Raw genomic sequence first — 26,220 nt, forward strand, 5'->3', positions numbered from 1 at the left:
TACAAGCGCTGAAAACAGTGAAAGACTACACAAATCACGCATCAATTAATGATACTTTTATTCATTAAAATCAACACCAATAATAAAAATCATTTATTTACAATGATATAAACAATCAAATCTTCATGATATAAGCTAAAAACCGTAAGGATTTATGTTATGAAATACCAATCAAATCTTATCGTACCCCACAAATCAGCCACGCTATTTAGCCCGACCAACATCCTTAACGAAGATGTCTGCCTGCCTGCTGCGATCATCAAAAAAACGGCGTTGGACAACAATATCCAGTGGATGCAGCGCTACGCCGATGCACGGGGCGTGTCGCTGGCACCACACGGTAAAACCACCATGACGCCGTGGATCTTCTCCCGGCAGCAGCAGGCGGGAGCCTGGGCAATCGGTGTTGGCAGCGCCTGGCAAGCCAGCGTTGCGGCAGCCAGCGGTATCCGTCGTGTGCTGATGGTTAACCAACTGGTCGGCAAGGCCAATATGGCGCTGATTGCAAAGCTCAAATCGGCGTATCCCGCCGTGGATTACCTGTGCTGCGTCGATAGCATCGATAACGCCCGCGTGCTCTCGGCGTTCTTCGCTGCACAAAACCAGACGCTGGATATCCTGCTGGAGCTAGGCGTACCGGGCGGCCGCTGTGGCTGTCGCTCCACAGAACAGGCGCTCGCACTCGCCGAACAGATAGCCACCCTACCGGCGCTGCGCCTGCGCGGCCTTGAGCTGTATGAAGGCGTGCTGCACGGCGATAACCCACAGCCGAAGGTGGAAGCGCTGCTGCGCGATGCCGCCGCGCTGGCCTGCCAGCTTGAGCGCTATGTCGTGGGCGAGTTTATCCTCACCGGCGCGGGCTCCGTGTGGTATGACGTGGTGTGTAACGTCTGGCTTGCCGAGCCGAAACCGGCCAACTGCCGGGTGGTCATCCGCCCCGGCTGCTACATCACTCACGATGCGGGGATCTATCTGGAAGCGCAGGACGCCATCATCGCGCGCGATAAGACGGCCTGCGATCTCGGCGGCGATCTGGTCTCTGCGCTGGAACTGGTGGCGATGGTACAGTCGGTACCGGAAAGCGGCCGGGCGATCGTCAATTTCGGCAAGCGCGACAGCGCGTTTGATGCCGGGTTACCGCAGCCAGTAGCACATTATCGCGCGGGGAAAACGGTTGAAATGGCGACGAACAGCATTGAAACCACGGGAATTATGGACCAGCACGCCATGTTGAAGCTTGCACCGGGCGTTGACGTGAAGGTGGGGGATATTCTGGTATTCAGCACCTCACACCCTTGTCTGACGTTCGATAAGTGGAAGGCGCTGCTGCTGGTTGATGACGAGTACAACGTGCTGGAAACGTTAGAGACGGCGTTCTGAGCCCCCGGCGTCGCTGCGCCGGGCTACATGCCGGGCGCAACGATGCAAACTCACATCGAATCACATATCAAATCGACAATCATCAGCGACCCGTAACGCGAGTCGTTAAGCGGTAGCGTGACGTTTTGCTGATGGCTGAGCGCACTCTCCTGCTGGCCAATTACGATAATATCCGCCCCCGCCCACCGCGCCTGATGCACGGCGGCAATCAGCGCGCTGCCCGGCGGCGTACCGGCAAAGACGACCAGCACCTGCCCGGCACCGAGCATCGAGGCAGTAATCCCCATCAGCGCCGGATCCTGGCAGACGTTGGCCGGGAAACCCTGCGTTAACAGACGGTACTGCAACAGGCTGGCAAAAGGGTTATCAGCGGTGCTGGCGCTAAAGATATGCACCGCTTTCGCCTGCTTGAGCAGGCTTGCTGCACGCTCCACCGACGTGGGCGACAGCTCGTGAAGCTGCGCGTTCAGCGAATACTGAATCTGGTTAAGCCGCTCGCGCCACGGCCCCGGCATATCACCGCTGGCAACCGGCGCGCTGGCCTGCGCCAGCTTCATGCGCAAATCGCGAATATCATCACAGCCTGCCGCGCGGGCAAAACGCGTGATGGTGGCCGGACTCACGCCTGCAGCCGTCGCCAGCTGATCGATGGTGGCGGAGGCTGCAAACGCCACGTCGCTGAGGATCGTCTGCGCCACGCGGGACTCCTGCTGGCTAAAATCCTGCAGCCGCTGGCGAATCAGACTCAGAATGTCATCGCTGCCCTCGCGACCAATAGAGTGAGAAAAGCGATCGAGGATCTCACTGCCGATCCCAGCGTTTTTCGCCAGCTTCTGTAGCGTACCGGTGTCCACCCATGCCGCGTCGCCCAGCATCGGCGCCGCCGTCGTTTTCAAACGATTCTCCTGCTGCTGATGTCGCACCTGGCCAATAAAATCATTGAGATCGGCGCAGCCAATGCTGCGCGAGAAATGCTGTAACGTTGCGGGGCTCACACCCGCCTTTGCCGCCAGCTCCTCGATGGATGCCTCAGGGATCTGGGCAAAATTATCGAGGAAAAAGCGCGCCAGCCGGGATTCCTGCGCCGGCAGGCCCGATAGCCCATTCACCAGCTGATAAACAATATCCATAACCAGAGAGTCCTAATGTCGGCAAATGCTGCTCGTTAAAAACATCATAATTTATTGAAATTATTTTTCAATTCATTCGATCAACAGAACGAATCTTAGTCGCCATCTGAGCGAGAAATATTGTTTTTCCTTACCGCGATCACACTTTAACGTCGACAACATACCGTAAAGCAATATTTTAACAGCGATCACACTCATGAAAATAATTTTCATACATGCTACGTAAAACGACTAATGTGTGAAATATGTTTTCAAGTGAGAGGAATGTTGTCATGAAAAAGATCATGTTGTGCTGCGCCGCCGGAATGTCCACCAGCATGCTGGTACAGAAGATGCGTACCGAAGCGGAAAAACGCGCGTTGGCGGTCGAGATTAATGCTTATCCGGTTGCCGAAATCGAAAGCATGCTGCCCCAGGCCGACGTGGTGCTGCTCGGCCCGCAGGTACAGTTTGAACTCTCTCGTCTGCGCGAGCTGTCTGCACCATTGGGCAAACCGGTCGAAGTGATCGACATGATGGACTACGGCACCATGCGCGGCGACCGCGTACTCGATAAAGCGATCCAACTGATGGCCTAAGGGCTCGGAGAGGACAATGAAAATTACCGTGATTGGCGGGGGCAGCAGCTATACCCCGGAACTGGTTGAAGGATTAATTGCGCGTCATGCTTCCCTGCCAATGGCGGAACTGGCGCTGGTTGACGTCGAAGCAGGCCGTGAAAAAGTAGACATTATTGCCGCGCTCGCCCGCCGTATGCTCGATCGCAACGGTCTGGAGACGGTCAAGGTCTCCGTACACTTCGATGCTGATGAAGCAATTACCGGCTCAAGCTTCGTGCTCACCCAACTGCGCGTAGGCCAGCTACCGGCTCGCGCCGCCGATGAGCGTCTGGGTTTAAGTCACAAACTGCTGGGCCAGGAAACCACCGGCGTGGGCGGCTTCGCCAAAGCACTGCGCACCATTCCCGTGATACTGGATATCGCCAAACGCGTCGAGCGTCTGGCACCGAATGCCTGGATCATCAACTTCACCAATCCGGCAGGTATCGTCACTGAAGCGGTATCTCGTCACAGCAAAGCGAAGATTATCGGCCTGTGCAACGTGCCAGTGACGATGCACCACATGATTGCCGACATGCTGAAGCTGCCTTACGGCGACGTCTCGCTGCGCTTTGCTGGCCTGAACCATATGGTTTGGGTGCATCAGGTGCTGGCAGCGGGTCGCGATGCGACCGACGAGGTTATCGAGATGCTGTGCGACGGCGAACAGCTGTCGATGAACAACATCAAGGCCATTCCATGGCCACCGGAACTGCTGCGTGCGCTGCGTGCCATTCCCTGCCCGTATCACCGCTATTTCTGGCAGACCCGTACCATGCTGGAAGACGAACTGGCGGATGCCGACAGCAAAGGCACTCGCGCCGAGCAGGTAATGAAAGTCGAAGCGTCGCTGTTCAAACTGTACGCCGACCCGAATCTGGACAAGAAACCAGAGGAGCTGAGCCAGCGCGGCGGTTCGTTCTACTCCGAAGTAGCCGTACAGCTGATTAACGCACTGCACAACAATCTTGGCATTGAGATGGTGGTAAACACCGCCAATAACGGTGCCATTCAAGGACTGCCGGACGACGCGGTGATAGAGACCAACTGCCTGATTGATGCGCTGGGTGCGCATCCGCTGGCCTTTGGCAAACTGCCGCCGCTGATGAACGGCCTGACCCAGCAGGTGAAGGATTTTGAGCGTCTGACCATTGATGCCGCCGTATATGGCGATAAGCAAAAAGCGCTGCTGGCGCTGGTCGCTAACCCGCTGGTCGCCGATGTGAATCTGGCGTCGGCGCTGGTCGATGAAGTATTAACCATCAATAAAGCGTGGCTGCCGCAGTTTAGCCAACCATAAATAAAACAATAGCCCGGTCGGCAACGTCTGCACCGGGCAGGGGGTGTCTGTGAATAAGTCGATAATAGATAAATACGTTTTACCGACCGCGCTCAAAATCGCCGGACAAAAACATGTACTTTCGGTGCGTGACGGGATCATCCTGAACATGCCGTTTATGCTGATAGGTTCGTTCTTTCTGATCTTCGCCTATCTGCCGGTGCCGGGTTACGGCACGCTGATGACCGAGCTTTTCGGCCCAACGTGGCAGGAAAAAGTGCTCTATCCGGTGAAAGCGACCTACGACATCATGGCGCTGATCTCCAGCTTCGGTATCGCCTACCGTCTGGCAGAGAAGTACCGCACCCTCGACCCGTTGACCGCCGGGGCTGTCTCCCTGGTGGCCTTCGTGATGACCATTCCACAGCACATCATGTTTACCCCGGCGGGTAGCGATGTGGCGCAGCTGGTGAAGGGCGTGATGCCGATGGGCCAGATTGGCAGCCAGGGGCTGTTCGTCGCTATCCTGATTGCCCTGCTCTCAACCGAAATCTACCGCTTCGTTAACGACCGCAACCTGGTGATTCGCATGCCGGAAGGCGTTCCACCGGCGGTAGCAAAATCGTTCCTCGCCCTGATCCCTGGCTTCTGCGTGCTGGCGGTGGTGCTGGCACTGCGCCTGCTGGTTGAAGCCACGCCGTTTGGCGATATCAACACCATGATTACCGAGTTGGTCGGTATTCCGATGAGCCACGTCGGCGGTTCGCTGCCGGGGATGATTATTTCGGTACTGCTGATTGGCATTCTGTGGATGCTCGGCCTGCACGGCGACACCATCGTGCTGGTGTTTATCCGCCCGGTCTGGCTCAGCAATATGTCCGAAAACCTGGAAGCGTTTCAGAATGGCCTGCCAATCCCCCACATTATTACCCAACAGTTCTACGATCTGTGGATTGCGCCGGGCGGTACCGGGGCGCTGTTAGGGTTGGTTATCTTTATGATCCTGCGCAGCCGCAGCGTGCAGATGAAGCAGCTCGGTAAAATTGCCGCACCGGGCAGCCTGTTTAACATCAGCGAGCCGATGGTGTTCGGTATTCCAATCGTGATGAACCCGTACCTGGTGGTGCCATTTATCCTGACCCCGGTGGTGCTGGTGATTGTCTCCTACGTGGCGATGACCACCGGTTTAGTAGCCAAACCGGCCGGGATTGCGCTGCCGTTTACCACGCCGATTGTGGTCAGCGGGTACCTGGCGACCGGCGGGCATATCTCTGGTTCAGTGCTGCAAATCGTCAACCTCGGGATTTCGCTGGTGATGTATTACCCGTTCTTCCGCATCTGGGATAACCTGAAATTCCGCGAAGAGCAGGCCAGCAAGTCGCAACAGAGCGCGGCGACGATGCCAGCAACGGAGCAGTAAATCGTCAATACTCGTAGCCCGGCGGCGCTTCGCCTGGACGGGCTACAAAAACAAAAACGCCGGGCAGTTGCCCGGCGTTTTATTTTATCGCTCGCACTTATTTTTTAATCTGTGCGTGCATTTCCTGGACGGAAGTCACTTTGTCTTTGGCATCCGCATTCAACGCCATCGCCGTCGCGAAACCGCCGTTCAGGGTGGTGTCGTAATGCACCTTGTACTGCAGCGCGCTGCGGCGAATCAGCTTGGAGTCTTCAATCGCCTGACGACCTGCGGTGGTGTTGATGATGTAGGTGTATTCGCCATTCTTGATACGGTCCTGAATGTGCGGACGACCTTCATGCACCTTGTTCACCAGACGCGGGTTGATACCAGCTTCGCCCAGCACAATCGCAGTACCGTGGGTCGCATCCAGTTCGAAGCCCTGTTTCAGCAGCTTAGCGGCCAGGTCAACCACGCGCTCTTTGTCGCCTTCGCGAACGGAGAGCAGCGCACGGCCCTGTTTCTTCATAGTGGAGTTACTGCCCAGCTGTGCCTTAGCGAACGCTTCCGCGAAGGTACGGCCCACGCCCATCACTTCCCCGGTAGAGCGCATTTCTGGCCCTAACAGTGGGTCAACGCCTGGGAATTTGTTGAACGGCAGCACCACTTCTTTCACCGAGTAGTACGGTGGGATGATTTCTTTGGTCACGCCCTGCTCGGTCAGGGTTTTCCCTGCCATCACACGCGCCGCCACTTTCGCCAGCGGTACGCCGGTCGCCTTGGAGACGAACGGTACGGTACGCGCCGCACGTGGGTTGACTTCAATCAGGTAGACTTCGTTGTCTTTCACTGCAAACTGCACGTTCATCAGGCCGCGTACCTGCAGTTCGAAGGCCAGCTTCTGCACCTGCTCACGCATCACATCCTGAATTTCCTGGCTCAGCGTATAGGCTGGCAGGGAACACGCGGAGTCACCGGAGTGAACACCCGCCTGCTCGATGTGCTCCATGATACCGCCAATCAGCACCATTTCGCCGTCGCAGATAGCGTCGACATCGACTTCAATCGCGTCGTCGAGGAAGCGGTCCAGCAGCACCGGCGCGTCGTTGGAAACGCTGACGGCGGTCTGGAAGTAACGTTTAAGGTCGACTTCGTCGTAGACGATTTCCATCGCACGGCCGCCGAGTACGTAGGACGGGCGCACCACCAGCGGGTAGCCAATCTCTTTCGCCTTCTCAACCGCTTGTTCAATCGCGGTCACGGTGGCGTTCGCCGGCTGCTTCAGCTTCAGACGGTCAACCGCATGCTGGAAGCGTTCACGGTCTTCCGCACGGTCGATGGCATCCGGGCTGGTACCGATAACCGGTACGCCTGCGGCTTCCAGCTCACGCGCCAGCTTCAGCGGGGTCTGGCCGCCGTACTGTACGATAACGCCCTTCGGCTTCTCGATGCGCACGATTTCCAGCACGTCTTCCAGGGTGACCGGCTCGAAGTACAGACGGTCGGAAGTGTCGTAGTCGGTAGAGACGGTTTCCGGGTTACAGTTGACCATGATGGTCTCGTAACCGTCTTCGCGCAGCGCCAGTGAGGCGTGTACGCAGCAGTAGTCGAATTCGATGCCCTGACCGATACGGTTCGGGCCGCCGCCGAGGACCATGATTTTATCGCGGTCAACGGACGGGTTGGACTCGCACTCTTCTTCATAGGTGGAGTACATGTAAGCGGTGTCGGTGGCGAATTCTGCCGCACAGGTATCCACACGCTTGTAGACCGGGTGCAGGTTGTACTGGTCACGCAGCTTGCGGATTTCCGCTTCGCGCACGCCCGCCAGTTTAGCCAGACGCGCATCGGCAAAGCCTTTGCGTTTCAGGTGGAACAGGAAGTCAGCATCGAGGCCGTTGATGCCCACTTCCGCCACTTTCTCTTCCAGACGCACCAGCTCTTCAATCTGTACCAGGAACCAGCGGTCGATGTTGGTCAGGTTGAACACGCCGTCGACGGAGAGGCCCGCGCGGAAGGCATCGGCGATGTACCAGATACGCTCAGCGCCCGCGTCTTTCAGCTCACGGCGGATTTTAGTCAGCGCTTCAGGGTCGTCGAGGCTTACTTTCGGGTCGAAGCCGGTCGCGCCCACTTCCAGGCCGCGCAGCGCTTTCTGCAGGGATTCCTGCTGCGTGCGGCCAATCGCCATCACTTCACCGACAGATTTCATCTGCGTGGTCAGACGGTCGTTCGCGCCAACAAACTTCTCGAAGTTGAAGCGTGGAATCTTCGTCACAACGTAGTCGATGGACGGCTCGAAGGACGCAGGGGTACGGCCGCCGGTGATGTCGTTCATCAGTTCGTCGAGGGTATAACCCACCGCCAGCTTGGCCGCCACTTTCGCAATCGGGAAGCCGGTTGCTTTGGAAGCCAGCGCCGAGGAGCGGGATACGCGTGGGTTCATTTCGATAACAATCAGACGACCGTCTTTCGGGTTCACCGAGAACTGTACGTTAGAACCGCCGGTTTCGACGCCGATTTCACGCAGTACCGCCATCGAGGCGTTACGCATGATTTGGTATTCTTTGTCGGTCAGGGTCTGCGCTGGCGCCACGGTGATGGAGTCACCGGTGTGGATGCCCATCGCATCGAAGTTTTCGATAGAGCAGACGATGATGCAGTTGTCGTTCTTATCGCGCACCACTTCCATCTCGTACTCTTTCCAGCCGATCAGCGATTCATCAATCAGCAGCTCGTTGGTTGGCGAGAGGTCCAGACCGCGTTCACAGATTTCTTCGAACTCTTCGCGGTTGTAGGCGATACCGCCACCGGTGCCGCCCATGGTGAAGGACGGACGAATGATGCACGGGAAGCCGACATCAGCGGCAACCGCCAGCGCTTCTTCCATGGTGTGCGCGATACCGGAACGGGCGGTGTCGAGGCCGATTTTCTTCATCGCCACGTCGAAACGGCGGCGGTCTTCTGCTTTATCAATCGCGTCGGCGGTAGCACCAATCATGGTCACACCGAACTCTTCGAGCACGCCCTGACGCTCCAGCTCCAGCGCGCAGTTCAACGCGGTCTGGCCGCCCATGGTTGGCAGAACTGCATCCGGACGCTCTTTTTCGATGATTTTGCGTACCACTTCCCAGTGAATCGGCTCGATGTAGGTCGCATCGGCCATTTCCGGGTCGGTCATGATGGTGGCTGGGTTGGAGTTCACCAGAATGACGCGGTAGCCCTCTTCACGCAGCGCTTTACACGCCTGGGCACCGGAGTAGTCAAACTCACACGCCTGACCGATAACAATCGGGCCCGCGCCCAGAATCAGGATACTTTTTATGTCTGTACGTTTTGGCATGGCTCTTATTACTCCTGATTATTTCGCGGACTGACGGTATTGCTCAATAAGCTCGATAAAGTGGTCGAACAGCGGCGCCGCATCGTGCGGACCTGGGCTCGCCTCTGGGTGGCCCTGGAAGCTGAACGCCGGTTTATCGGTACGGTGAATCCCCTGCAGGGTACCGTCGAACAGAGATTTGTGGGTCACGCGCAGGTTGGCTGGCAGCGAATCTTCATCAACCGCAAAACCGTGGTTCTGTGCGGTGATCATCACCACGTTCTTGTCCATATCTTTCACCGGGTGGTTACCACCGTGGTGACCAAACTTCATCTTGATGGTCTTCGCACCGCTCGCCAGCGCCAGCAGCTGATGGCCGAGGCAGATGCCAAATACCGGCACATCGGTCTGGAGGAATTTTTCAATTGCGTCGATAGCGTAGTCGCACGGTGCCGGGTCGCCAGGGCCGTTAGACAGGAACACGCCGTCTGGATTCATCGCCAGGACTTCTTCAGCGGAGGTTTTCGCCGGCACTACCGTCAGGCGGCAGCCGCGGTCAACCAGCATGCGCAGAATGTTGCGCTTCGCGCCAAAGTCGTAGGCCACCACGTGGAACGGCAGCTCTTCTTCAGATTTCGCTTCCGGCAGGTCACCCGCCAGCGTCCAGCTACCCTGCGTCCAGCTGTAGGCTTCAGCCGTGGTCACTTCTTTTGCCAGGTCCATCCCATTTAAGCCCGGGAACGCTTTGGCTTTTTCTAAGGCCAGCGTAGCATCCAGGTTATCGCCTGCGATGATGCAGCCGTTCTGAGCGCCCTTCTCGCGCAGCAGTCGCGTCAGCTTACGGGTATCGATATCGGCAATCGCCACAATGTTATGGCGCTTGAGGTAAGAAGAGAGGTCTTCGGTGTTGCGGTAGTTGCTGGCAATCAGCGGCAGGTCGCGAATAACCAGACCCTGAGCGTGAACCTGAGAGGACTCTTCATCGGCGGCGTTGGTGCCGACATTACCAATATGGGGATAAGTAAGGGTGACGATTTGGCGAGAATAGGAAGGATCAGTGAGGATTTCTTGATAACCGGTCATTGAAGTATTGAAAACGACTTCCCCAACCGCCGAACCCGTTGCCCCGATGGCCCGACCGTAAAACTGGGTTCCGTCTTCCAGAACCAATAGCGCTGACTTAATCAAAACACCCTCCAGAGAATATTTACTCGCTTTATTTGCATATTAATTCATAACAATGGCACAAATCAATGCAAATCTGCTTACCGACGTATTTCTGGCAAACGGCGGCATTCTAGAGATAGCCTCGGCAAATGTCTACCTTAAAGGACAATTTTTATTATTATTTTGCGCCACTGATGTGACAGCAAGGCGATAGCCATCAAAAAGATCAACTAACTCATTGTAGAAAACGCTTGCGGGGCAGGAAGAGTGTTAAATTTCACTGAGGGGAGTAAAAAAGTAGACCAGATGGTCAAAATTTACATTTAACCAACACATTCAAGCCTGATAAGTTATGAAAACAAGTCTTTCATAAACAAATCACAAAAAAAAGACAAAATAAAAGGGCAATAAAATATTGCCCTGTGTAATCAAGTAATTATGACTACAATAACCACATCACGATGGGTAATAAATACTTATAATTCATTCAAATTCAGCACATCACGCATGTCAAAAAGACCATTTGACTTTGTTTTTAGCCACAATGCCGATCTGACCGCACCGTTGGCAAACGTCATGCGGCTGGAAGCCTTGTGTGTGATCTCTACACGCTCGCCAATATCGGCAAACATCGCGGTGTGTTCACCGACAATGTCACCTGCGCGAACGGTGGCAAAACCAATGGTGCCCGGCACGCGTTCGCCGGTATAACCTTCGCGCGAGTAGACCGCGCAGTCCTTCAGATCTTTATCCAGCGCCCCGGCGATCGCTTCACCCATTGCCAGCGCCGTACCCGATGGCGCATCGACTTTGTGGCGGTGGTGCGCTTCAATAATTTCGATATCGGTATAGTCGCCCATTACCTTGGCCGCTTTCTCCAGCAGCTTGAGCATGACGTTTACGCCAACGCTAAAGTTGGCCGCGAAAACGATCGCAATCTCTTCTGAAGCCTCGCGAATGGCCTGTTTACCGGCATCGTCAAAGCCGGTGGTACCAATGACCATACCTTTGCCGTGCTGGCGGCAAAACGCCAGATGCGCAAGTGTGCCTTCCGGGCGGGTAAAATCGATGAACACGTCAAAATCATCTTTTACCGCATCCAGGCTGCTCTGAACGGTGACGCCAGACTTGCCTGCGCCCGCCAGTTCACCGGCATCGCTGCCCAGTAAAGAAGAGCCTTCACGCTCCAGCGCGGCCCCTAATTGAACCCCTTCCATCGCCAGGGTTGCCTGGATTAACTGCCGTCCCATGCGGCCGCCAGCGCCAGCAATGGCGACGCGGATTTGTGCATCATGCATAGCTATTCTCTTTTGTTAAAATTGCGTAAATCGTTTTCAGAGTAACCAGCCCGCTGCAGGGTCGCCAGCCGAAAACGCCCATAATTAGAATTTAATGATAAACAGAGAGGAATATCAGTAAAAGACATGATTCATCCCGCAGGATGAATCATTGCCGCAGCAAAGGAAAGAAGTCAAACTCGCTCGGGATGGCGAGAAGAGGTGGGGAAACCGCGGGAAAACCGAGCAGTGGCCAGCGAATCCGCTAAGATAATTTCGCGACGTCGGTTTTATGCCTCGAGCGTATAGTTGACGATCATCTGCCCCTTTTTCATCTTCACCTGGGTAATCGTGACCGGCCCAATCTCAGAAAGATGGGCAACGTGCGTCCCGCCGCACGGGTAAGCCGGGAGATGGCCAAAGCCAACCTGCCGCAGTCCGCCAGAGAACGTCACCTGGCGGGCGAGATTTTCCGCCTGCCAGGCGCTGATTTTCGCCAGCAGCGACAGCACATCCGGCAACGCGCCGTTTCCACCAGCGGCGAAAGTAATACGCCCCTCATTGGGCCAATGATGCGCTTTGACCGGGTGCCAGCCGTACTCTGTCCCCGCCTGGCCGATCAGGTGCCCGGCGGAATGCAGCCGAGTGTGAAGCTTGCGCTGCGCGGCATCCACGCGCAGATTCACTGCGCCGGGGGATAATGGTTTTGCCACGATATGCAGCACATCGTCACCGCGCGCAAGCACTGCCTCAACCGGCTCATTGTCAATCCAGCCCACATCCGCAGGCTGCCCGCCGCCCTGCGGGTGAAACAGGGTGCTATCCAGCACCACCGCATACAGCCCGTCGTGCTCTAGCGTACAACTCAGCACGTTGGCCCGGCCTTCAGTGTCATCACAGGTGTAATAAAGACGTTCAGTCATGGTTGTTCTCCTCTTAATGAGAAGAGTATATTCACTTTATCAACGGCGATAATCCTGTTCACATTCAATGCTTCTTTGCCCGGTACGCACAAATGAACCCTAACCTTCTGCCCGACCTTGCCACCTTTGTGTTGATTATCGACCAGGGCAGCTTTACCGCGGCGGCAAAAGCCGCTGGAGCCACGCCTTCCGCCATTAGCCGCAGCGTGTCGCGCCTGGAACAGGCCCTGGGCAGTAAGTTGCTGCATCGCACCACCCGCAAGCTAGCATTGAGCGAGACGGGGAAAATGGTGTACGAACACGCGCAGGAGATGCTGAATGCCGCGCAGATGGCGATGGACTCCGGCAGTAGCCGTCAACAAGTGACACAGGGTAAATTGACCGTTAGCGTACCGAAAGCGGTGGGACGTTTTGTGATTCACCCGCTGATGGCCGAATTCCTTGAGCGCTACCCGGACGTAGACGTGTGCTTACGTCTTGAAGACCGCTATATGGATTTGATTGACGACGGCGTCGACCTGGCGCTGCGAATCAGCCAGTCACCCTCCCCCGGTCTGTACGGTAAAGCACTGATGCCGGTCAGCCATGTCATTTGTGCAACCCCGGCGTATTTGCGTCAGCACGGCATACCAGACACGCCGCAGGCATTGCGCCACCATAGCTGTATCAGCCTCGGTGAAACACCCGCCGATGCACGCTGGAAATTCCGGCTTGGCGAGAAGAGCGAGACGATTCAAACTCGCGGACGCTACGCCGCCAACCATACCGGCGTGCGGCTGGATGCGGTGAAAAACCATCTCGGCATCGGCAGCCTGCCGCTATTTACCGCGCGGGAAGCGCTGGCTAACGGTGAGATTGTGCAGGTACTGCCGGAGTGGGAGTTTATCAGCGACTACAGCGGCGATCTGTGGCTGTTATGGACGCGTAACCAGCATATGCCCGCCAGAATGCGGGCGATGATTGATTATCTGAGCGAAAAGCTACCGCAGCGCTATGACTGACAAACGCTTAGCACCAAATGCCGCAGCCAGCGGTGCGCGGAGTCGACGTCCATACGCGGGTGCCACATCTGCGAGACGGTAATTTCAGGTGTCTCTACCGGCAGCGTAAATGAAGAATACCGCTCGGTTCCAATACGGTTCTGTAGCCCCATAAACCAGGACAATGGCACCTGCGCAATCAGGTCGGTATCCTGCACAACCGCCAGCGCCGCCGTATACCCCGGCACAATCGCCGCCACGTAGCGCGATAGTCCTAGCGCTGCCAATGCCTCATCAACCGGCCCTTGCCCGCTTCCATGACGTGAAGCCACCACATGCCCCCAGCGCGTGTACGCTTCGGCGCTCAGCGAACTCGCCAGTAGCGGATGGTTTTCCCTCACCACACCGATAAAGCGATCCCGGAACAACGCCTGCAAACGGATCTCCGGCCCCATCTCCTTCTGCACGCCAATCTCCAGGCACACCCGCCCTTCACGCAGCGGCGCAGACTCCTTTTCCGGTTTGGCGACAAAACAGAGACGCACACCAGGCGCTTCCGCTGCTGCCGCGGCGACCAGACGGGCGCCAAAGGTTTCAACAAAACCTTCATTGGTGCGCAGCATGAAGGTTCTTTCCAGCGTCGGTAGCGTCAGCGCGGAAAGCGCCGGGCTGAGCACCTGACGTGCCTCCAGCGCTGCGCTGTTAGCCCTTTCCCGAATCGCTTGCGCATGGGGCGTGAGCACCATCTTTCTTCCCGCTCTCACCAGCAGTGGGTCGTTCGTCGCCGCACGTAAGCGACTCAAGGTGCGACTCATCGCCGAGGCGCTCAGCCCCAAACGGCGCGCCGCACCAGCCACGCTCGCTTCACTGAGCAGCGCATCAAGCGCCACCAGCAGATTGAAATCAGGTTCCGTCATGTCATCTCTTTTTGATAAGGCGTTTGGTGCAGGTTATTACTGTAGATGCTGCGTCTTCCGCCGTATATGAAATGCGCCTATATTTTCTGCAACTCATCCGTATTACCGCAGGAGATACCCCATGCAGGCAAAAACCGTACTCATCATTGGCGCATCACGCGGCCTTGGGCAGGCAATGGCAGAGGCGTTTATCGGTCATGGCTGGAATGTGATTGGCACCGTACGTCAACTGACACCCGCTACTCCTTTACATCAGTTGGCGCTCCAGCATCCGGGCAGCGTGCGTATTGAGCTGCTGGATATTTGCGACGAGGAGCAGATAGCCGCGATGGCGCAGCGCCTGCAAGGCCAGCGCATCGATATGCTGTTTGTGAACGCCGGTACCACCAATCGCGACCCTTCTCAGGGCATCGGAGATATTACAACGGAAGAGTTTATGCAGATAATGCTGACTAACGCGCTGGCCCCGATGCGGGTGATTGAGAAGCTGGAACCGCAGGTTACCACCGGAGGACTGATTGGCGTGATGTCCTCAGGACAGGGGAGTATTGCTAATAACGAAAATGGGCAGCGGGAACTGTATCGCGGCAGTAAGGCGGCGCTAAATATGTTTATGCGCAGCGTTGCCGCACGCCCGGCCATGCAAAGCCGGCCAATGGTGACCATGGCACCGGGGTGGATCAAGACCGATTTAGGCGGCCCTGATGCCCCTTACACCATCGCCGAGACCATTCCCTCACTGGTGAACGTGCTGCTGGAAAAACAGCAGCGCCCCGGGCTGGAGTACCTCGATTTTCGCGGCAACACCGTTCCCTGGTAAACGCTTATGGCGCTAATGCAAACACTTCCGCGACCCATTGGCGGAAGCCTTCGACGTCCAGCCCCAGTGCCACCTGCGCGTTAGCGGGCTGTCCGAGTTTCCCTTCAATATCCACGACCGTTGTCCCGGCGGTAAATTGCCCCTGCGTTTCAACGGCGACGTAGCAGCTTTGCAGGGTAAACAGCGCCGGGCGTGCCAGCCAGGCAATCGCGCACAGGTCGTGCATGCGCAGGCCGCTCTGCATACTCCCGCTGCGGTAGTGGCTGAATAACGCGTGGAGCATGTCACCGGTTTTATTCAGCGCGGGCAGCGAGGCCAGATATTCCGGCGAAAGCGTTGCCTGATTAGTCACATCCAGCCCGCACATCACAATCTCCAGACCGCTGCGGAACACCAGTGCCGCCGCTTCCGGGTCGATAGCGATATTAAACTCGGCGTTCGGCGTAAAGTTACCGCGTCCGGCGGAACCGCCCATAATCACCAGGCGGCGAATATTGAAGCGGCACTCAGGGTACTGCGTCAGCAGTAGCGCGATATTGGTCAGCGGGCCAATCGCCACCAGCGTGACCGGTTCAGATGCCAGCATCAGCGCATCGCGGATCGCCTGAAACGCCGGTTTTGCCACCGGCTGGCGATTATGCTCGACAAAATCATAGCCCTCCATGCCAGATTCGCCGTGCACCGACGCTGCATCGCGCAGCGGGCGAACCAGCGGTGCGGCCGCGCCCTGTGCCAACGGCACATCCGCCTCCCAGAAATGCAGCAGCTGCAGGCCATTACGGGTAGTTTTCTCGACGGAGACGTTGCCGGCGACGGTGGTCATGAGCTGGAGATCCAGCTCGGGAGCAAACAGCGCGGCAGCAATCGCCGCGGCATCGTCGATACCGGGATCGGTATCCAGGAAGATAGGCAGTCGCATGATTTCTCCATAAAAAATGCCAGACGTTAAGCCTGGCATTTTTTCACATCTGCGGGAGAATTAATTTATTCGACTTCACGAACATCCACACGCAGCTCGCGCGGAACCTCAAAGACGATATTCTCTTCGCGGCCTTCAAGGGTAATCGCCTCGCCGCCGCCCAACGATTGCAGGCGAGCAATGACATTCTGCACCAGAATATCCGGCGCGGATGCCCCAGCGGTGACGCCAACGCAGGCTGCCTCTTTCACCCAGGCTTCCTGGATGTCTGATGCATCGTCAATCAGATAGGCTGCTTTACCCATCCGCTGCGCCAGTTCGGCCAGACGGTTAGAGTTAGAAGAGTTCTTCGACCCGACGACCAACACCACGTCTGCCTGCTGGGCGAGCGATCGCACGGCTTCCTGACGGTTGGTGGTGGCGTAGCAGATATCATCTTTGCGCGGGCCGACGATTTTCGGGAAACGCTGGCGTAACGCATCGATAACGTCGGAAGTATCATCTACCGAGAGCGTGGTCTGGGTCATAAACGACAGCTTGCTTTCGTCTTTCACCGCCAGCTTCAGCACGTCTTCCGGCGACTCAACGAGGTACATCCCCCCTTTCGGGTTGCTGTACTGGCCCATGGTGCCTTCGACTTCCGGGTGACCAGCGTGGCCGATAAGAATCGACTCTTCGCCGCGACGGCTGGCACGCGCCACTTCCATATGCACTTTGGTGACTAACGGGCAGGTCGCGTCAAAGACCGTCAGGTCACGGCTTTTCGCTTCGTTACGCACGGCCTGAGAAACACCGTGGGCGGAGAAGATCAGGATAGCGCCGTCCGGCACTTCGCTAATCTGCTCGATAAAGATCGCGCCACGAGCGCGCAGACTGTCCACCACGTAGCGGTTATGCACCACTTCATGACGAACGTAGATTGGCGCGCCATAAATGGCGAGCGCATTTTCAACAATGCTGATAGCGCGGTCAACGCCTGCACAAAAGCCGCGTGGGTTGGCCAACAGGATCTGCATGTTACGCCTCCAGTACCGGATCGACTTCCAGTACTTCAATATCAAAATGAACGGTATGGCCCGCCAGCGGGTGGTTGAAATCAACCGTGATGGAGTCACCGTTAATCTCGCGGATCACGCCTGGCATCTCGCTGCCGTCCATTGCGGTGAACAGCATGATAGCGCCGATTTCTGGTTCGCCCGCATCCATAAATTCGCGGCGGGAGAAATACTGGATAAGATCGGGCGTAGAAATACCAAACGCCGCGTCAGGCTCCAGAGAGAATGCTTTTTTGTCCCCGGCCTTCAGGCCGAGAAGATGCTGCTCCAGCCCTTCAGACAGAGAGGCATCGCCCAGACGAAACAGCGCCGGTTTACCGTTGTTACGGGTCGACTCTGCGGTAGAGCCATCGTCCAGTTTCAGCGTGAAGTGCACCAGCACCGCACTATTGCTTTGAATCGAGTTAGACATGCAGGGACAGCCTTTTATCTTACGACATTGGAATGACGATTATTGTTATACGTTCGGCGCAACGATTGCCCGGTGGGGCTACGCTTACCGGGCCTACAACGAATTGTAGGCCGGATAAGCGCAGCGCCATCCGGCATTATCTTACGCCTGCTTTTTCGGCAGGAAACCTTCCAGCACGATAAGCGCTGCACCGATACAGATTGCCGTATCGGCCAGGTTGAAGGTAGCAAAATGCCAGTCGCCGACGTAGAAATCGATCATGTCGACAACGAAGCCGTGCCACAGACGGTCGAACAGGTTACCCAGCGCGCCGCCAATAATCAGCGCGTAGGCAATATTGTTCAGCTTTTGCGTGGCCTTAGCGCGATACATCAGCACCGCCAGCGCAATACAGATACCGATAGCGATACCCGCAAAGAACCAGCGCTGCCAGCCGCCGCTGTCGGCCAGGAAGCTAAACGCCGCGCCATAGTTACGCGCATAATGCAGATTAAGCGACGGGAACAGCGAAACCGTCTCCCCCAGAGCAAAGTTCTGGAGGATCAGGTATTTACTGCCCAGATCGATAATCAGCACGACTACAACCAGCCACAGCCAGCGCAGCCCTGTTGAACAAATCGATTTACTCATCAGGCAAACTTACGTTTTTCGCCGTCACCGGCCACGTTGCTCACACAGCGTCCGCAGATTTCTGCGTGTTCCGCCACCTTACCGACGTCCTGAGTGTAGTGCCAGCAACGCGGGCACTTCTCGCCTTCGGCTTTATTCAGCGCCACTTTCAGCCCTTTCAGCAGTTCGCTCTGCTGGGCGTCAGCGGTTGCCGCTTCATAATCCGCAACGGTTGCCCCGGAGGTCAACAGGACAAATCGTAATTCGTCGCCGAGTGCATTCAGCTTAGCCGCCAGTTCCGGCTGAGCGTACAGGGTGACTGCCGCTTCCAGAGAACCACCAACTTTCTTGTCAGCACGCGCCTGTTCGATGACCTTGTTCACTTCGCCACGAACCTGCAGCAGCGTTTCCCAGAACGCATCGTTCATCGCTTCGCTGTCGGCCAGACCAAACAGACCTTCGTACCATTCACCGGTGAAGACGTATTTCTCGCGGTTACCCGGCAGGTAGCCCCAGATTTCGTCGGCGGTGAAGGACATGATTGGCGCCATCCAGCGAACCAGCGCTTCTGCGATATGGTACAGCGCAGTCTGGCAGCTACGACGCGCCACGCTGTCCGCTTTCGCGGTGTACTGGCGGTCTTTGATGATGTCGAGGTAGAACGAGCCCATTTCTACGGAGCAGAAGCGCATCAGACGCTGTACCACTTCGTGGAAATCATAGGATTCGTAGGCTTTCATGATGTCGGCCTGCGCTTCTTGCGCACAACCCACGGCCCAACGATCCAGCACAACCATCTCTTCCGGTTTCACCATGTCTTTTACCGGATCGAAACCGTTCAGGTTCGCCAGCAGGAAGCGCGCGGTGTTACGGATACGACGATAGCTGTCGGCAGCACGTTTCAGGATCTCATCCGATACCGCCATTTCGCCGGTGTAGTCGGTCGATGCCACCCACAGACGCAGGATATCCGCGCCCAGTTTGTTCATCACGTCCTGCGGAGAAACGGTGTTACCGATAGATTTAGACATCTTACGGCCCTGACCATCGACGGTGAAGCCGTGGGTCAGTACCTGGCGATACGGCGCTTTGCCTTTCATCGCGACGCTAATCATCAGGGAGGACATGAACCAGCCACGGTGCTGGTCAGAACCTTCCAGATACATGTCAGCCGCGTGACCACCAAATTCTGGGCGCGCATCGACGACGGAGTAGCTGGTTGAACCGGAGTCGAACCATACGTCCAGCGTATCTGGCACTTTGACGTAGTTGTCTGCGTCGTCACCGAGGATTTCACGCGGGTCGAGATCCCACCACGCCTGAATGCCGTCTTTCTCAACGTATTTGGCGACCGCTTCCATCAGTTCGGTGGTGCGCGGGTGCAGCTCTTCGGTGTCTTTATGCACGAACAGCGCCATTGGTACGCCCCAGGTACGCTGACGGGAGATACACCAGTCAGGGCGGTTCGCCACCATGGATTCGATACGTGCTTTACCCCAGGCTGGGATCCAGCCACTCAGATCTTCTTTCGCCAGGCCTTCCTGCTCGATGCGGTCGATCTCTTTGAGAGACTGAATACGCAGGCCTTTTTTATCCATGCTGACGAACCACTGCGGGGTCGCACGGAAGATGATCGGTGACTTGTGACGCCAGCAGCATGGGTAGCTGTGCTGCATTTTTTCTACGTGCAGCAGTGCGCCTTTTTCCGTCAGCAGCGCAACGATTTTGTCGTTGGCTTTGAAGACGTTCACGCCGTCCAGTTCTGGGTAAGTGCCTGCCAGGTAAGCGCCATCAGGGCCAACCGGGTTAGCGATCTCCAGACCATATTTCTGGCTGATCACGTAGTCGTCAGGGCCGTGGCCACCGGCGGTATGTACCGCACCGGTACCGGCATCCAGCGTCACGTGGTCGCCCAGAATAGCTGGAACGTCGAAGCCCATGAACGGGTGAGTAAAGCGCAGCAGTTCCAGCTCGGCGCCTTTGACGGTGCCCAGAATGGTGTAGTCGCTCACGCCGATGCGCTTCATCACGCTCTCAACGAGGTCGCTTGCCAGAATCAGCGCCTGACCGTCAATTTGCACCAGCGCATAGTCAAAATCAGGCGCCAGAGAGATGGCGCGGTTCGCTGGCAGAGTCCACGGGGTGGTGGTCCAGATAACCAGGGAGACTGGGCCGGTCACATTCGCGGCACCAAATTTCGCTTTTACCGCATCCGGATCGGCAGCGTGGAACGCCACGTCGATGGACGGAGAGGTTTTGTCGTAATACTCAACTTCCGCTTCCGCCAGCGCAGAACGGCAGTCAACGCACCAGTGCACCGGCTTCGCGCCTTTGTGCAGGTGGCCGTTAGCAACGATTTTGCCTAACGCACGAATGATGTTGGCTTCCGTTTTGAAGTCCATAGTCAGGTATGGCTTCTGCCAGTCGCCCAGCACGCCCAGACGGATGAAGTCGGTACGCTGACCGTCAACCTGGGTTGCGGCGTATTCGCGGCACTTGGCGCGGAACTCGGCGGCGGTAAATTTCTCGCCCGGCTTGCCAAATTCTTGCTCAACTTTCAGCTCGATAGGCAGGCCGTGGCAGTCCCAGCCAGGCACGTACGGAGAGTCATAACCGGAAAGCCCTTTGGACTTCACGATAATGTCTTTCAGAATCTTGTTAACCGAGTGACCAATATGAATGTTGCCGTTCGCATATGGAGGGCCATCATGCAGAATGAACGTTTTTTTGCCTTTTTTGGCTGCACGAATGATGCCGTACAGGTCATCATCAGTCCAACGCGCCAGCATTCCCGGTTCACGCTTGGCGAGATCGCCGCGCATCGGGAACCCTGTTTCCGGCAAATTCAGGGTTGATTTATAGTCACTCATCAGATTCTCGGTTCCGTATATTTACGTAGGCATTTAAGCCGGGTTTGAAAGCCCAAAAAACTCGCGGGCCGTTAATTCATCACGCGCAATCTGCGCTTTTAGTTCATCCAGCGACGCAAATCGCTGCTCGTTGCGTATTTTTTTACGCAGCACTACATCTATATGGCGACCGTAAAGGTCCATTACAACGTCGAGCAAATGCACTTCCAGCTGCTGACGAACGCCAGCAACGGTCGGGCGCGTACCAATGTTTGCCACGCCCGGCAGAGGCTTATCACCCAGCCCCATGACTTCTACCGCATAGACCCCTTTTACCGGGGACACCTGACGACGCAGCGGTAAATTCGCCGTCGGGAAACCGATGGTTCGGCCCAGTTCATCGCCGTGCACCACGCGCCCGGAAATGATAAACGGATGGCCCAGAAGGCTTTCGGCCTGTTCGAGATTATCCTCGGCCAGCGCCTGACGCACAGCGGTGCTGCTGATGCGCACGCCACCGTGACAGAAGGTTTCGGTACTGGTGATATCGAAACCAAAATCTTCGCCAGCCTTCTGTAATAACAAGAAATCGCCCTGACGACCAGCGCCGAAGCGGAAATCATCGCCAACGGCGAGGAACTGCACCCCCAGGCGCTTCACCAGCAGTTCGCTGATAAAGTCCTGTGCGGTCAGCGCCGCAAAGCGGCGATCAAAGCGCAGGCAGAGGACGTAGTCCACTCCACTCTCGGCCAGATAGCGCAGCTTTTCACGCAGGCGCGTCAAGCGAGCCGGGGCCTTATCAGCCGCGAAAAGCTCCAGCGGCTGCGGTTCAAAAATCATCACCACCACAGGCAAACCGCGCGCTCTGCCCTCGGCACGTAAGCCTTGCAGTAACGCCTGATGCCCGCGATGCACACCGTCGAAATTACCAATGGTCAGCACGCACCCATGCGGTGCCTGACTGAGATTATGTATGCCGCGTATCAGCTTCATGTCTGGCTCAAAAGAGTGAAAATCGTCAGAGTATACCTTGTACAACCCGCCACGTTAACCCGCGATTACGCCTCACGGCGGAAAGAAGGAATGTTTTCATCAGCATCCGCTGGAAAGGTAAGAAAATATGGCCGACGCGCATGATTTTTGTGCCGGAAGGACTGTATTCGTTGCCCACAAGCTGGTAGAATCCTGCGCCATCAATACGTAATGCAGCGTTGTCAAATTAACGGCGCTTATTTGCACAAATCCATTGACAAAAGAAGGCTAAACGGGCATATTCCTCGGCCTTTGAATTGTCCATATAGAACACATTTGGGAGTTGGCCTTGGCTAATATCAAATCAGCTAAGAAGCGCGCCGTTCAGTCTGAAAAGGCTCGCAAACACAACGCTAGCCGTCGCTCTATGATGCGTACTTTCATCAAGAAAGTATACGCAGCTATCGAAGCTGGCGACAAAGCTACTGCACTGAAAGCATTTAACGAAATGCAACCAATCGTGGACCGTCAGGCTGCTAAAGGTCTGATCCACAAAAACAAAGCTGCACGTCATAAAGCAAACCTGACTGCACAGATCAACAAACTGGCTTAATCGCCTGCTTGTTATCAGCTTTGAAAAAGACCCGCTTAATGCGGGTTTTTTTATGCCTGTTATTTGGGTGATTCCCCAGCGGCGCTTCGCCTGGCCGGGCTACAACCCTTTGTAGCCCGGGCGAGGTGTGTAACACCGACCCCGGGGAACCACCAGTTACTTCAACGGTTCGGCAAACAGCGCCGAATAATCGCGGTGGCAAATACGCTGCACCGCCGGGTGCTGAATCATCCGTTCGGCGAATATCGCGTGATACTCTTCCATCACGTTGTCCATCCGGCCAATCTCGACGATATTGTCATCGGCGTAGAAGTCATGCGCGTACAGCGTTGGCGCGACGAAGATAGCGTTATGCGCCGCACCAAATGCCTTCATCAGCGCCGCATCGTCAAACTCACCCAGAATCTCGACTTTCAGCCCCTGCACGTTAAACCAGTTCAGCAGCTTACGGCCCAACATGGAGCGGCGGCCTGGGATCAATAGTCGACGCTCCTCCAGGCAGGCTGGAAACGGTTTTTCCGGCGGCGGATTCATGCACCAGAAGCTGACACTGCATTCGCCGATTTTCACCGAGAACAGCCCTTCCTGCTGCGTAGAGTCGATCGGGCAATCGGAGATAATCATATCCAGCTTATGTTGGCTCAGCTGCTCCAGCAGCATCTCATGCGTCGATTCAAAGCAACGCAGATGGATCTGCTCATCTTCCACCACTGCGGCATCCAGCACGCCGCTAACCAACCGCTTAGACAGCGCATCCGCCACACCGACGTCGAACAGCAGGTTCGACTCTTTGCGGTAGTTGACGATATCCAGCATCTCCTGGCTTAGGGTGAACATTTTATCCGCGTAGCGGAAGACCAGTTCACCCAGCTCGCTCGGCTCAATCCCGCGCCCTTTACGTTTAAACAGTTTGCCCTGCAACCGTTCTTCCAGCGCCTTGATCTGCCCGGTAATGGTTTGCGGCGTCAGGAACAGCGCTTCCGCTGCCCCCACCACCGAGCCTTCCTTGTAGACATGCCAGAAGTAGTAAAGGTGGTTGTAATTAATATGCGACATGCCCTGTGCTCTCCTCTCCTTTGATTTTCATCTTGTGCTTAGGCCATCTGCGGCTTCAAACGCGCACGTAATAAACTGTATCCAACGACCGCCGACATCACCGAGCCAATCAGGATGCCGAGCTTCGCCCAGTTAATCAGCGACGGGTCGACGCTGCCGAAGGCGAGGCTGGCGATAAAGATAGACATGGTGAAGCCAATCCCGCACAGCAGGCCAACGGCCATAATCTGTGAAAAGTCTGCACCTTCCGGCAGCTTCGCCAGCTTGAGCTTCAACGCCAGCCAGCAGAACAGGCTGATACCCAGCGGCTTACCGATAAACAGACCCGCGATGATGCCCAGCGGCAGCAGCGAGGTCAGCCCGGCAAGCGTGACGCCTTGTAAAGAGACACCCGCGTTGGCAAAGGCAAACAGCGGTAGGATCATAAAGGCCACCCATGGGTGCAGCACATGCTCAAGCTGCTTCGCCGGTGACTTACCGTTCTGCTCGCGCAGCGGGATAAAGAAGCCAACAATCACTCCGGCCAGGGTGGCATGAACGCCGGACTTCAGCACCGCCGTCCACAAAATCACACCCACCAGAATATAGATACCGGTACGGCGAACACCGCTCATATTCAGAATCGCGAGCACCACAATGGCGGCAGCTGCAACAGCCAGCGACAGCAGCGACAAATCGTTAGTGTAAAACAGCGCGATAATGACGATGGCACCCAAATCGTCGATGATGGCTAACGCCATCAGGAAGATCTTGAGTGAGGCCGGTACACGGCTGCCCAGCAGCGCCAGCACGCCAAGAGCAAAGGCAATGTCCGTAGCCGCAGGAATAGCCCAGCCGCCGCTCGCAATCGGATCCTGAGCGTTAAACGCCAGGTAGACCAGCGCAGGCACCACCATACCGCCCAGCGCGGCAATAACCGGGAAAATAGCCTGACGACGCGTAGCCAGCGAGCCCTGCATCATCTCGCGTTTGACCTCAAGACCAATCAGCAGGAAAAACACCGCCATCAGGGCATCGTTAATCCACAGCAGCATATTCTTATTAATTTCTAATGCGCCTACGCGCAGCTGCACTGGCGTTTCCAGAAAGGCATGATACAGGCCGCTGGTCGCCCCCATGTTGGCCATCAGCATGGCCAGGACCGCAGCAATAATCAGGATGATGCCACCAGAGGCATCGTTGCTAAAAAAGCGCTGAAGATGCTTCACCTTTACTCTCTCTATAAGCAGATATTCATCGATAAAACCATGTTATCGCGTCTAACAGATCGGTAAAATCAGATTATAACTGGATGATAATTCAGTTTAGCCGAACAATAAAAAACCCGAAGCGGAAGGCTTCGGGTTTTTATCTGGTCCGCACTCGCCCGAGGGGGCGAAGGGTTAACGGGTCAAATCGTCAAAGAACTTCTTCACGCCGTCGAAAAAGCTTTTCGAACGCGGGCTGTTGTTCTCGCCGGTTGGACCACCGAAGCTTTCCTGCAGGTCTTTCAACAGCTGTTTCTGCTTCTCATTCAGGCCGACCGGGGTTTCTACCACCACACGGCAAAGCAGGTCACCCTGCACGCCGCCGCGGACGGATTTAACGCCTTTGCCGCGCATACGGAACAGTTTGCCGGTTTGTGTTTCGCCTGGAATTTTCAGCTTCACACGACCGTCGAGCGTCGGGACTTCAATCTCGCCGCCCAGGGCAGCCATAGAGAAGTTAATCGGCACTTCGCAGTACAGGTTGTTGCCTTCACGCTCAAAGATAGCGTGCTGCTTCACCTGAACCTGAACGTACAGGTCGCCTGCCGGTGCACCATGTTCGCCCGCTTCGCCTTCGCCGGTCAGGCGAATACGATCGCCGGTATCCACGCCTGCCGGAATTTTAACGGACAGGGTTTTGGTCTTCTCAACGCGACCGTGGCCGTGACATTTGTTGCACGGATCTTTAATCAGCGTACCGCGGCCCTGACAGTGTGGACAGGTCTGCTGTACGGCGAAGAAGCCCTGACGCATCTGCACCTGGCCGGAGCCATGACAGGTTGGACAGGTCTGCGGCTGCGAGCCCGCTTTAGCGCCGCTGCCGTGGCAGATGTCGCACTCTTCAAGCGTCGGGATGCGGATCTCTTTGGTCACACCACGAACCGCTTCTTCCAGCGTTAGATCCATGTTGTAGCGCAGATCTGCGCCACGGGACGCGCGCTGGCGACCACGACCACCACCAAAGATATCGCCGAATACGTCACCAAAGATATCGCTGAAGTCCGCGCCGCCGCCGAAACCACCCGCGCCGCCGCCGCCCATACCGCCCTGTTCAAAGGCCGCATGTCCGTACTGATCGTAGGCTGCACGCTTCTGCGCGTCGGTCAGGATCTCGTACGCTTCTTTGATCTCTTTAAACTTGGCTTCGGCCTCTTTATCACCCTGGTTGCGGTCCGGGTGGAATTTCATGGCCAGGCGCTTGTACGCCTTTTTGATTTCACGCTCTTCCGCTGTTTTGGAAACGCCCAAAATCTCGTAATAGTCTTGCTTTGCCATTGGTTTTTTTCAGCCCCTTA

The 26,220-nt window shown here is 56.3% G+C and carries 22 protein-coding genes; 7 read left to right on the forward strand and 15 right to left on the reverse strand.

All coding sequences use genetic code 11. From position 1 onward, the window contains the following. Window positions 1-159 precede the first annotated feature (159 nt). Window positions 160-1,380 carry an amino acid deaminase gene (locus V6940_RS12135; protein ID WP_333496023.1) on the forward strand — a complete coding sequence of 407 codons (1,221 nt, stop codon included), beginning with the start codon at window positions 160-162 and terminating at the stop codon, window positions 1,378-1,380. 50 nt (window positions 1,381-1,430) lie between these two features. Here V6940_RS12135 and V6940_RS12140 read toward each other — a convergent pair whose 3' ends face one another. Beyond that, window positions 1,431-2,510, reverse strand: a complete 1,080-nt coding sequence (locus V6940_RS12140; RefSeq protein ID WP_333496024.1) for a MurR/RpiR family transcriptional regulator — start codon at window positions 2,508-2,510, stop codon at window positions 1,431-1,433. Window positions 2,511-2,782: 272 nt separating this feature from the next. On the opposite strand from V6940_RS12140, the gene V6940_RS12145 reads away from it, so the two are divergent. From V6940_RS12145 to celB, 3 genes are read left to right on the forward strand one after another with little or no spacing between them, the layout of a single operon-like run. Next, window positions 2,783-3,088, forward strand: a complete 306-nt coding sequence (locus V6940_RS12145) for a PTS sugar transporter subunit IIB (RefSeq protein WP_322263876.1) — start codon at window positions 2,783-2,785, stop codon at window positions 3,086-3,088. A gap of 16 nt (window positions 3,089-3,104) precedes the next feature. Beyond that, window positions 3,105-4,409 (forward strand): 6-phospho-beta-glucosidase, encoded by a 1,305-nt coding sequence (locus V6940_RS12150; protein WP_333496025.1) that lies wholly within the window; start codon window positions 3,105-3,107, stop codon window positions 4,407-4,409. Window positions 4,410-4,458: 49 nt separating this feature from the next. After that, window positions 4,459-5,808, forward strand: a complete 1,350-nt coding sequence (celB, locus tag V6940_RS12155; RefSeq protein WP_333496026.1) for a PTS cellobiose transporter subunit IIC — start codon at window positions 4,459-4,461, stop codon at window positions 5,806-5,808. Between the two features lie 97 nt (window positions 5,809-5,905). Here the strand turns inward: celB and carB are convergent, their stop codons facing one another. The 4 genes from carB to V6940_RS12175 form a co-directional block, all read right to left on the reverse strand. Continuing rightward, window positions 5,906-9,130 (reverse strand): carbamoyl-phosphate synthase large subunit, encoded by a 3,225-nt coding sequence (gene carB / locus V6940_RS12160; protein WP_333496027.1) that lies wholly within the window; start codon window positions 9,128-9,130, stop codon window positions 5,906-5,908. Window positions 9,131-9,148: 18 nt separating this feature from the next. Continuing rightward, window positions 9,149-10,297 carry a glutamine-hydrolyzing carbamoyl-phosphate synthase small subunit gene (carA, locus tag V6940_RS12165; protein ID WP_333496028.1) on the reverse strand — a complete coding sequence of 383 codons (1,149 nt, stop codon included), beginning with the start codon at window positions 10,295-10,297 and terminating at the stop codon, window positions 9,149-9,151. 455 nt (window positions 10,298-10,752) lie between these two features. Beyond that, on the reverse strand, window positions 10,753-11,574 hold the full coding sequence (dapB, locus tag V6940_RS12170) for a 4-hydroxy-tetrahydrodipicolinate reductase (RefSeq protein WP_333496029.1): 822 nt from the start codon (window positions 11,572-11,574) through the stop codon (window positions 10,753-10,755). Between the two features lie 269 nt (window positions 11,575-11,843). Further along, on the reverse strand, window positions 11,844-12,476 hold the full coding sequence (locus V6940_RS12175) for an alanyl-tRNA editing protein (RefSeq protein WP_333496030.1): 633 nt from the start codon (window positions 12,474-12,476) through the stop codon (window positions 11,844-11,846). Window positions 12,477-12,568: 92 nt separating this feature from the next. Between V6940_RS12175 and V6940_RS12180 the strand changes: the two genes are divergently transcribed. Further along, complete coding sequence (locus V6940_RS12180) at window positions 12,569-13,477, forward strand: LysR family transcriptional regulator (protein ID WP_333496031.1); 909 nt, start codon at window positions 12,569-12,571, stop codon at window positions 13,475-13,477. On the opposite strand, the gene V6940_RS12185 is transcribed toward V6940_RS12180, so the two are convergent. Then, window positions 13,468-14,373 carry a LysR family transcriptional regulator gene (locus tag V6940_RS12185; protein WP_333496032.1) on the reverse strand — a complete coding sequence of 302 codons (906 nt, stop codon included), beginning with the start codon at window positions 14,371-14,373 and terminating at the stop codon, window positions 13,468-13,470. The two genes, V6940_RS12180 and V6940_RS12185, sit on opposite strands and share 10 nt — an antisense overlap. A 121-nt stretch (window positions 14,374-14,494) precedes the next feature. Between V6940_RS12185 and V6940_RS12190 the strand changes: the two genes are divergently transcribed. Next, entirely contained in the window at window positions 14,495-15,193 is a 699-nt protein-coding gene (locus V6940_RS12190) for an SDR family NAD(P)-dependent oxidoreductase (RefSeq protein WP_333496033.1), read from the forward strand. Window positions 15,194-15,197: 4 nt separating this feature from the next. Here V6940_RS12190 and rihC read toward each other — a convergent pair whose 3' ends face one another. The 6 genes from rihC to ribF form a co-directional block, all read right to left on the reverse strand. Next, complete coding sequence (gene rihC / locus V6940_RS12195) at window positions 15,198-16,112, reverse strand: ribonucleoside hydrolase RihC (protein WP_333496034.1); 915 nt, start codon at window positions 16,110-16,112, stop codon at window positions 15,198-15,200. Between the two features lie 65 nt (window positions 16,113-16,177). Further along, window positions 16,178-17,128 carry a 4-hydroxy-3-methylbut-2-enyl diphosphate reductase gene (gene ispH / locus V6940_RS12200; protein ID WP_333496035.1) on the reverse strand — a complete coding sequence of 317 codons (951 nt, stop codon included), beginning with the start codon at window positions 17,126-17,128 and terminating at the stop codon, window positions 16,178-16,180. A gap of 1 nt (window position 17,129) precedes the next feature. Beyond that, the gene (gene fkpB / locus V6940_RS12205; RefSeq protein WP_185668296.1) at window positions 17,130-17,579 is read right to left on the reverse strand and encodes an FKBP-type peptidyl-prolyl cis-trans isomerase; all 450 of its coding nucleotides are present in this window, start codon (window positions 17,577-17,579) and stop codon (window positions 17,130-17,132) included. 141 nt (window positions 17,580-17,720) lie between these two features. Further along, window positions 17,721-18,209 carry a signal peptidase II gene (gene lspA / locus V6940_RS12210; protein ID WP_333496036.1) on the reverse strand — a complete coding sequence of 163 codons (489 nt, stop codon included), beginning with the start codon at window positions 18,207-18,209 and terminating at the stop codon, window positions 17,721-17,723. Next, window positions 18,209-21,058, reverse strand: coding sequence for an isoleucine--tRNA ligase (gene ileS, locus V6940_RS12215; protein ID WP_333496037.1), 2,850 nt, complete (start codon window positions 21,056-21,058; stop codon window positions 18,209-18,211). Before ileS ends, lspA begins: the two co-directional genes overlap by 1 nt. A gap of 33 nt (window positions 21,059-21,091) precedes the next feature. Beyond that, window positions 21,092-22,030: a bifunctional riboflavin kinase/FAD synthetase gene (ribF, locus tag V6940_RS12220; protein WP_333496038.1), complete on the reverse strand. Its 939-nt coding sequence runs from the start codon at window positions 22,028-22,030 to the stop codon at window positions 21,092-21,094. Window positions 22,031-22,358: 328 nt separating this feature from the next. Here ribF and rpsT point away from each other — a divergent pair, with 328 nt between their 5' ends. Next, window positions 22,359-22,622, forward strand: a complete 264-nt coding sequence (gene rpsT, locus V6940_RS12225) for a 30S ribosomal protein S20 (protein WP_003018940.1) — start codon at window positions 22,359-22,361, stop codon at window positions 22,620-22,622. Window positions 22,623-22,778: 156 nt separating this feature from the next. Here the strand turns inward: rpsT and nhaR are convergent, their stop codons facing one another. The 3 genes from nhaR to dnaJ all read right to left on the reverse strand — a co-directional run bounded on the left by nhaR (window position 22,779) and on the right by dnaJ (window position 26,200). Then, on the reverse strand, window positions 22,779-23,678 hold the full coding sequence (gene nhaR, locus V6940_RS12230) for a transcriptional activator NhaR (protein WP_333496039.1): 900 nt from the start codon (window positions 23,676-23,678) through the stop codon (window positions 22,779-22,781). A gap of 38 nt (window positions 23,679-23,716) precedes the next feature. Beyond that, on the reverse strand, window positions 23,717-24,886 hold the full coding sequence (gene nhaA, locus V6940_RS12235; RefSeq protein ID WP_333496040.1) for a Na+/H+ antiporter NhaA: 1,170 nt from the start codon (window positions 24,884-24,886) through the stop codon (window positions 23,717-23,719). 174 nt (window positions 24,887-25,060) lie between these two features. Continuing rightward, window positions 25,061-26,200 (reverse strand): molecular chaperone DnaJ, encoded by a 1,140-nt coding sequence (gene dnaJ / locus V6940_RS12240; RefSeq protein WP_185668290.1) that lies wholly within the window; start codon window positions 26,198-26,200, stop codon window positions 25,061-25,063. Window positions 26,201-26,220 lie beyond the last annotated feature (20 nt).

The sequence above is a fragment of the Kluyvera sp. CHPC 1.251 genome (assembly GCF_036759945.1).
GTDB classification, from domain to species: domain Bacteria; phylum Pseudomonadota; class Gammaproteobacteria; order Enterobacterales; family Enterobacteriaceae; genus Kluyvera; species Kluyvera sichuanensis.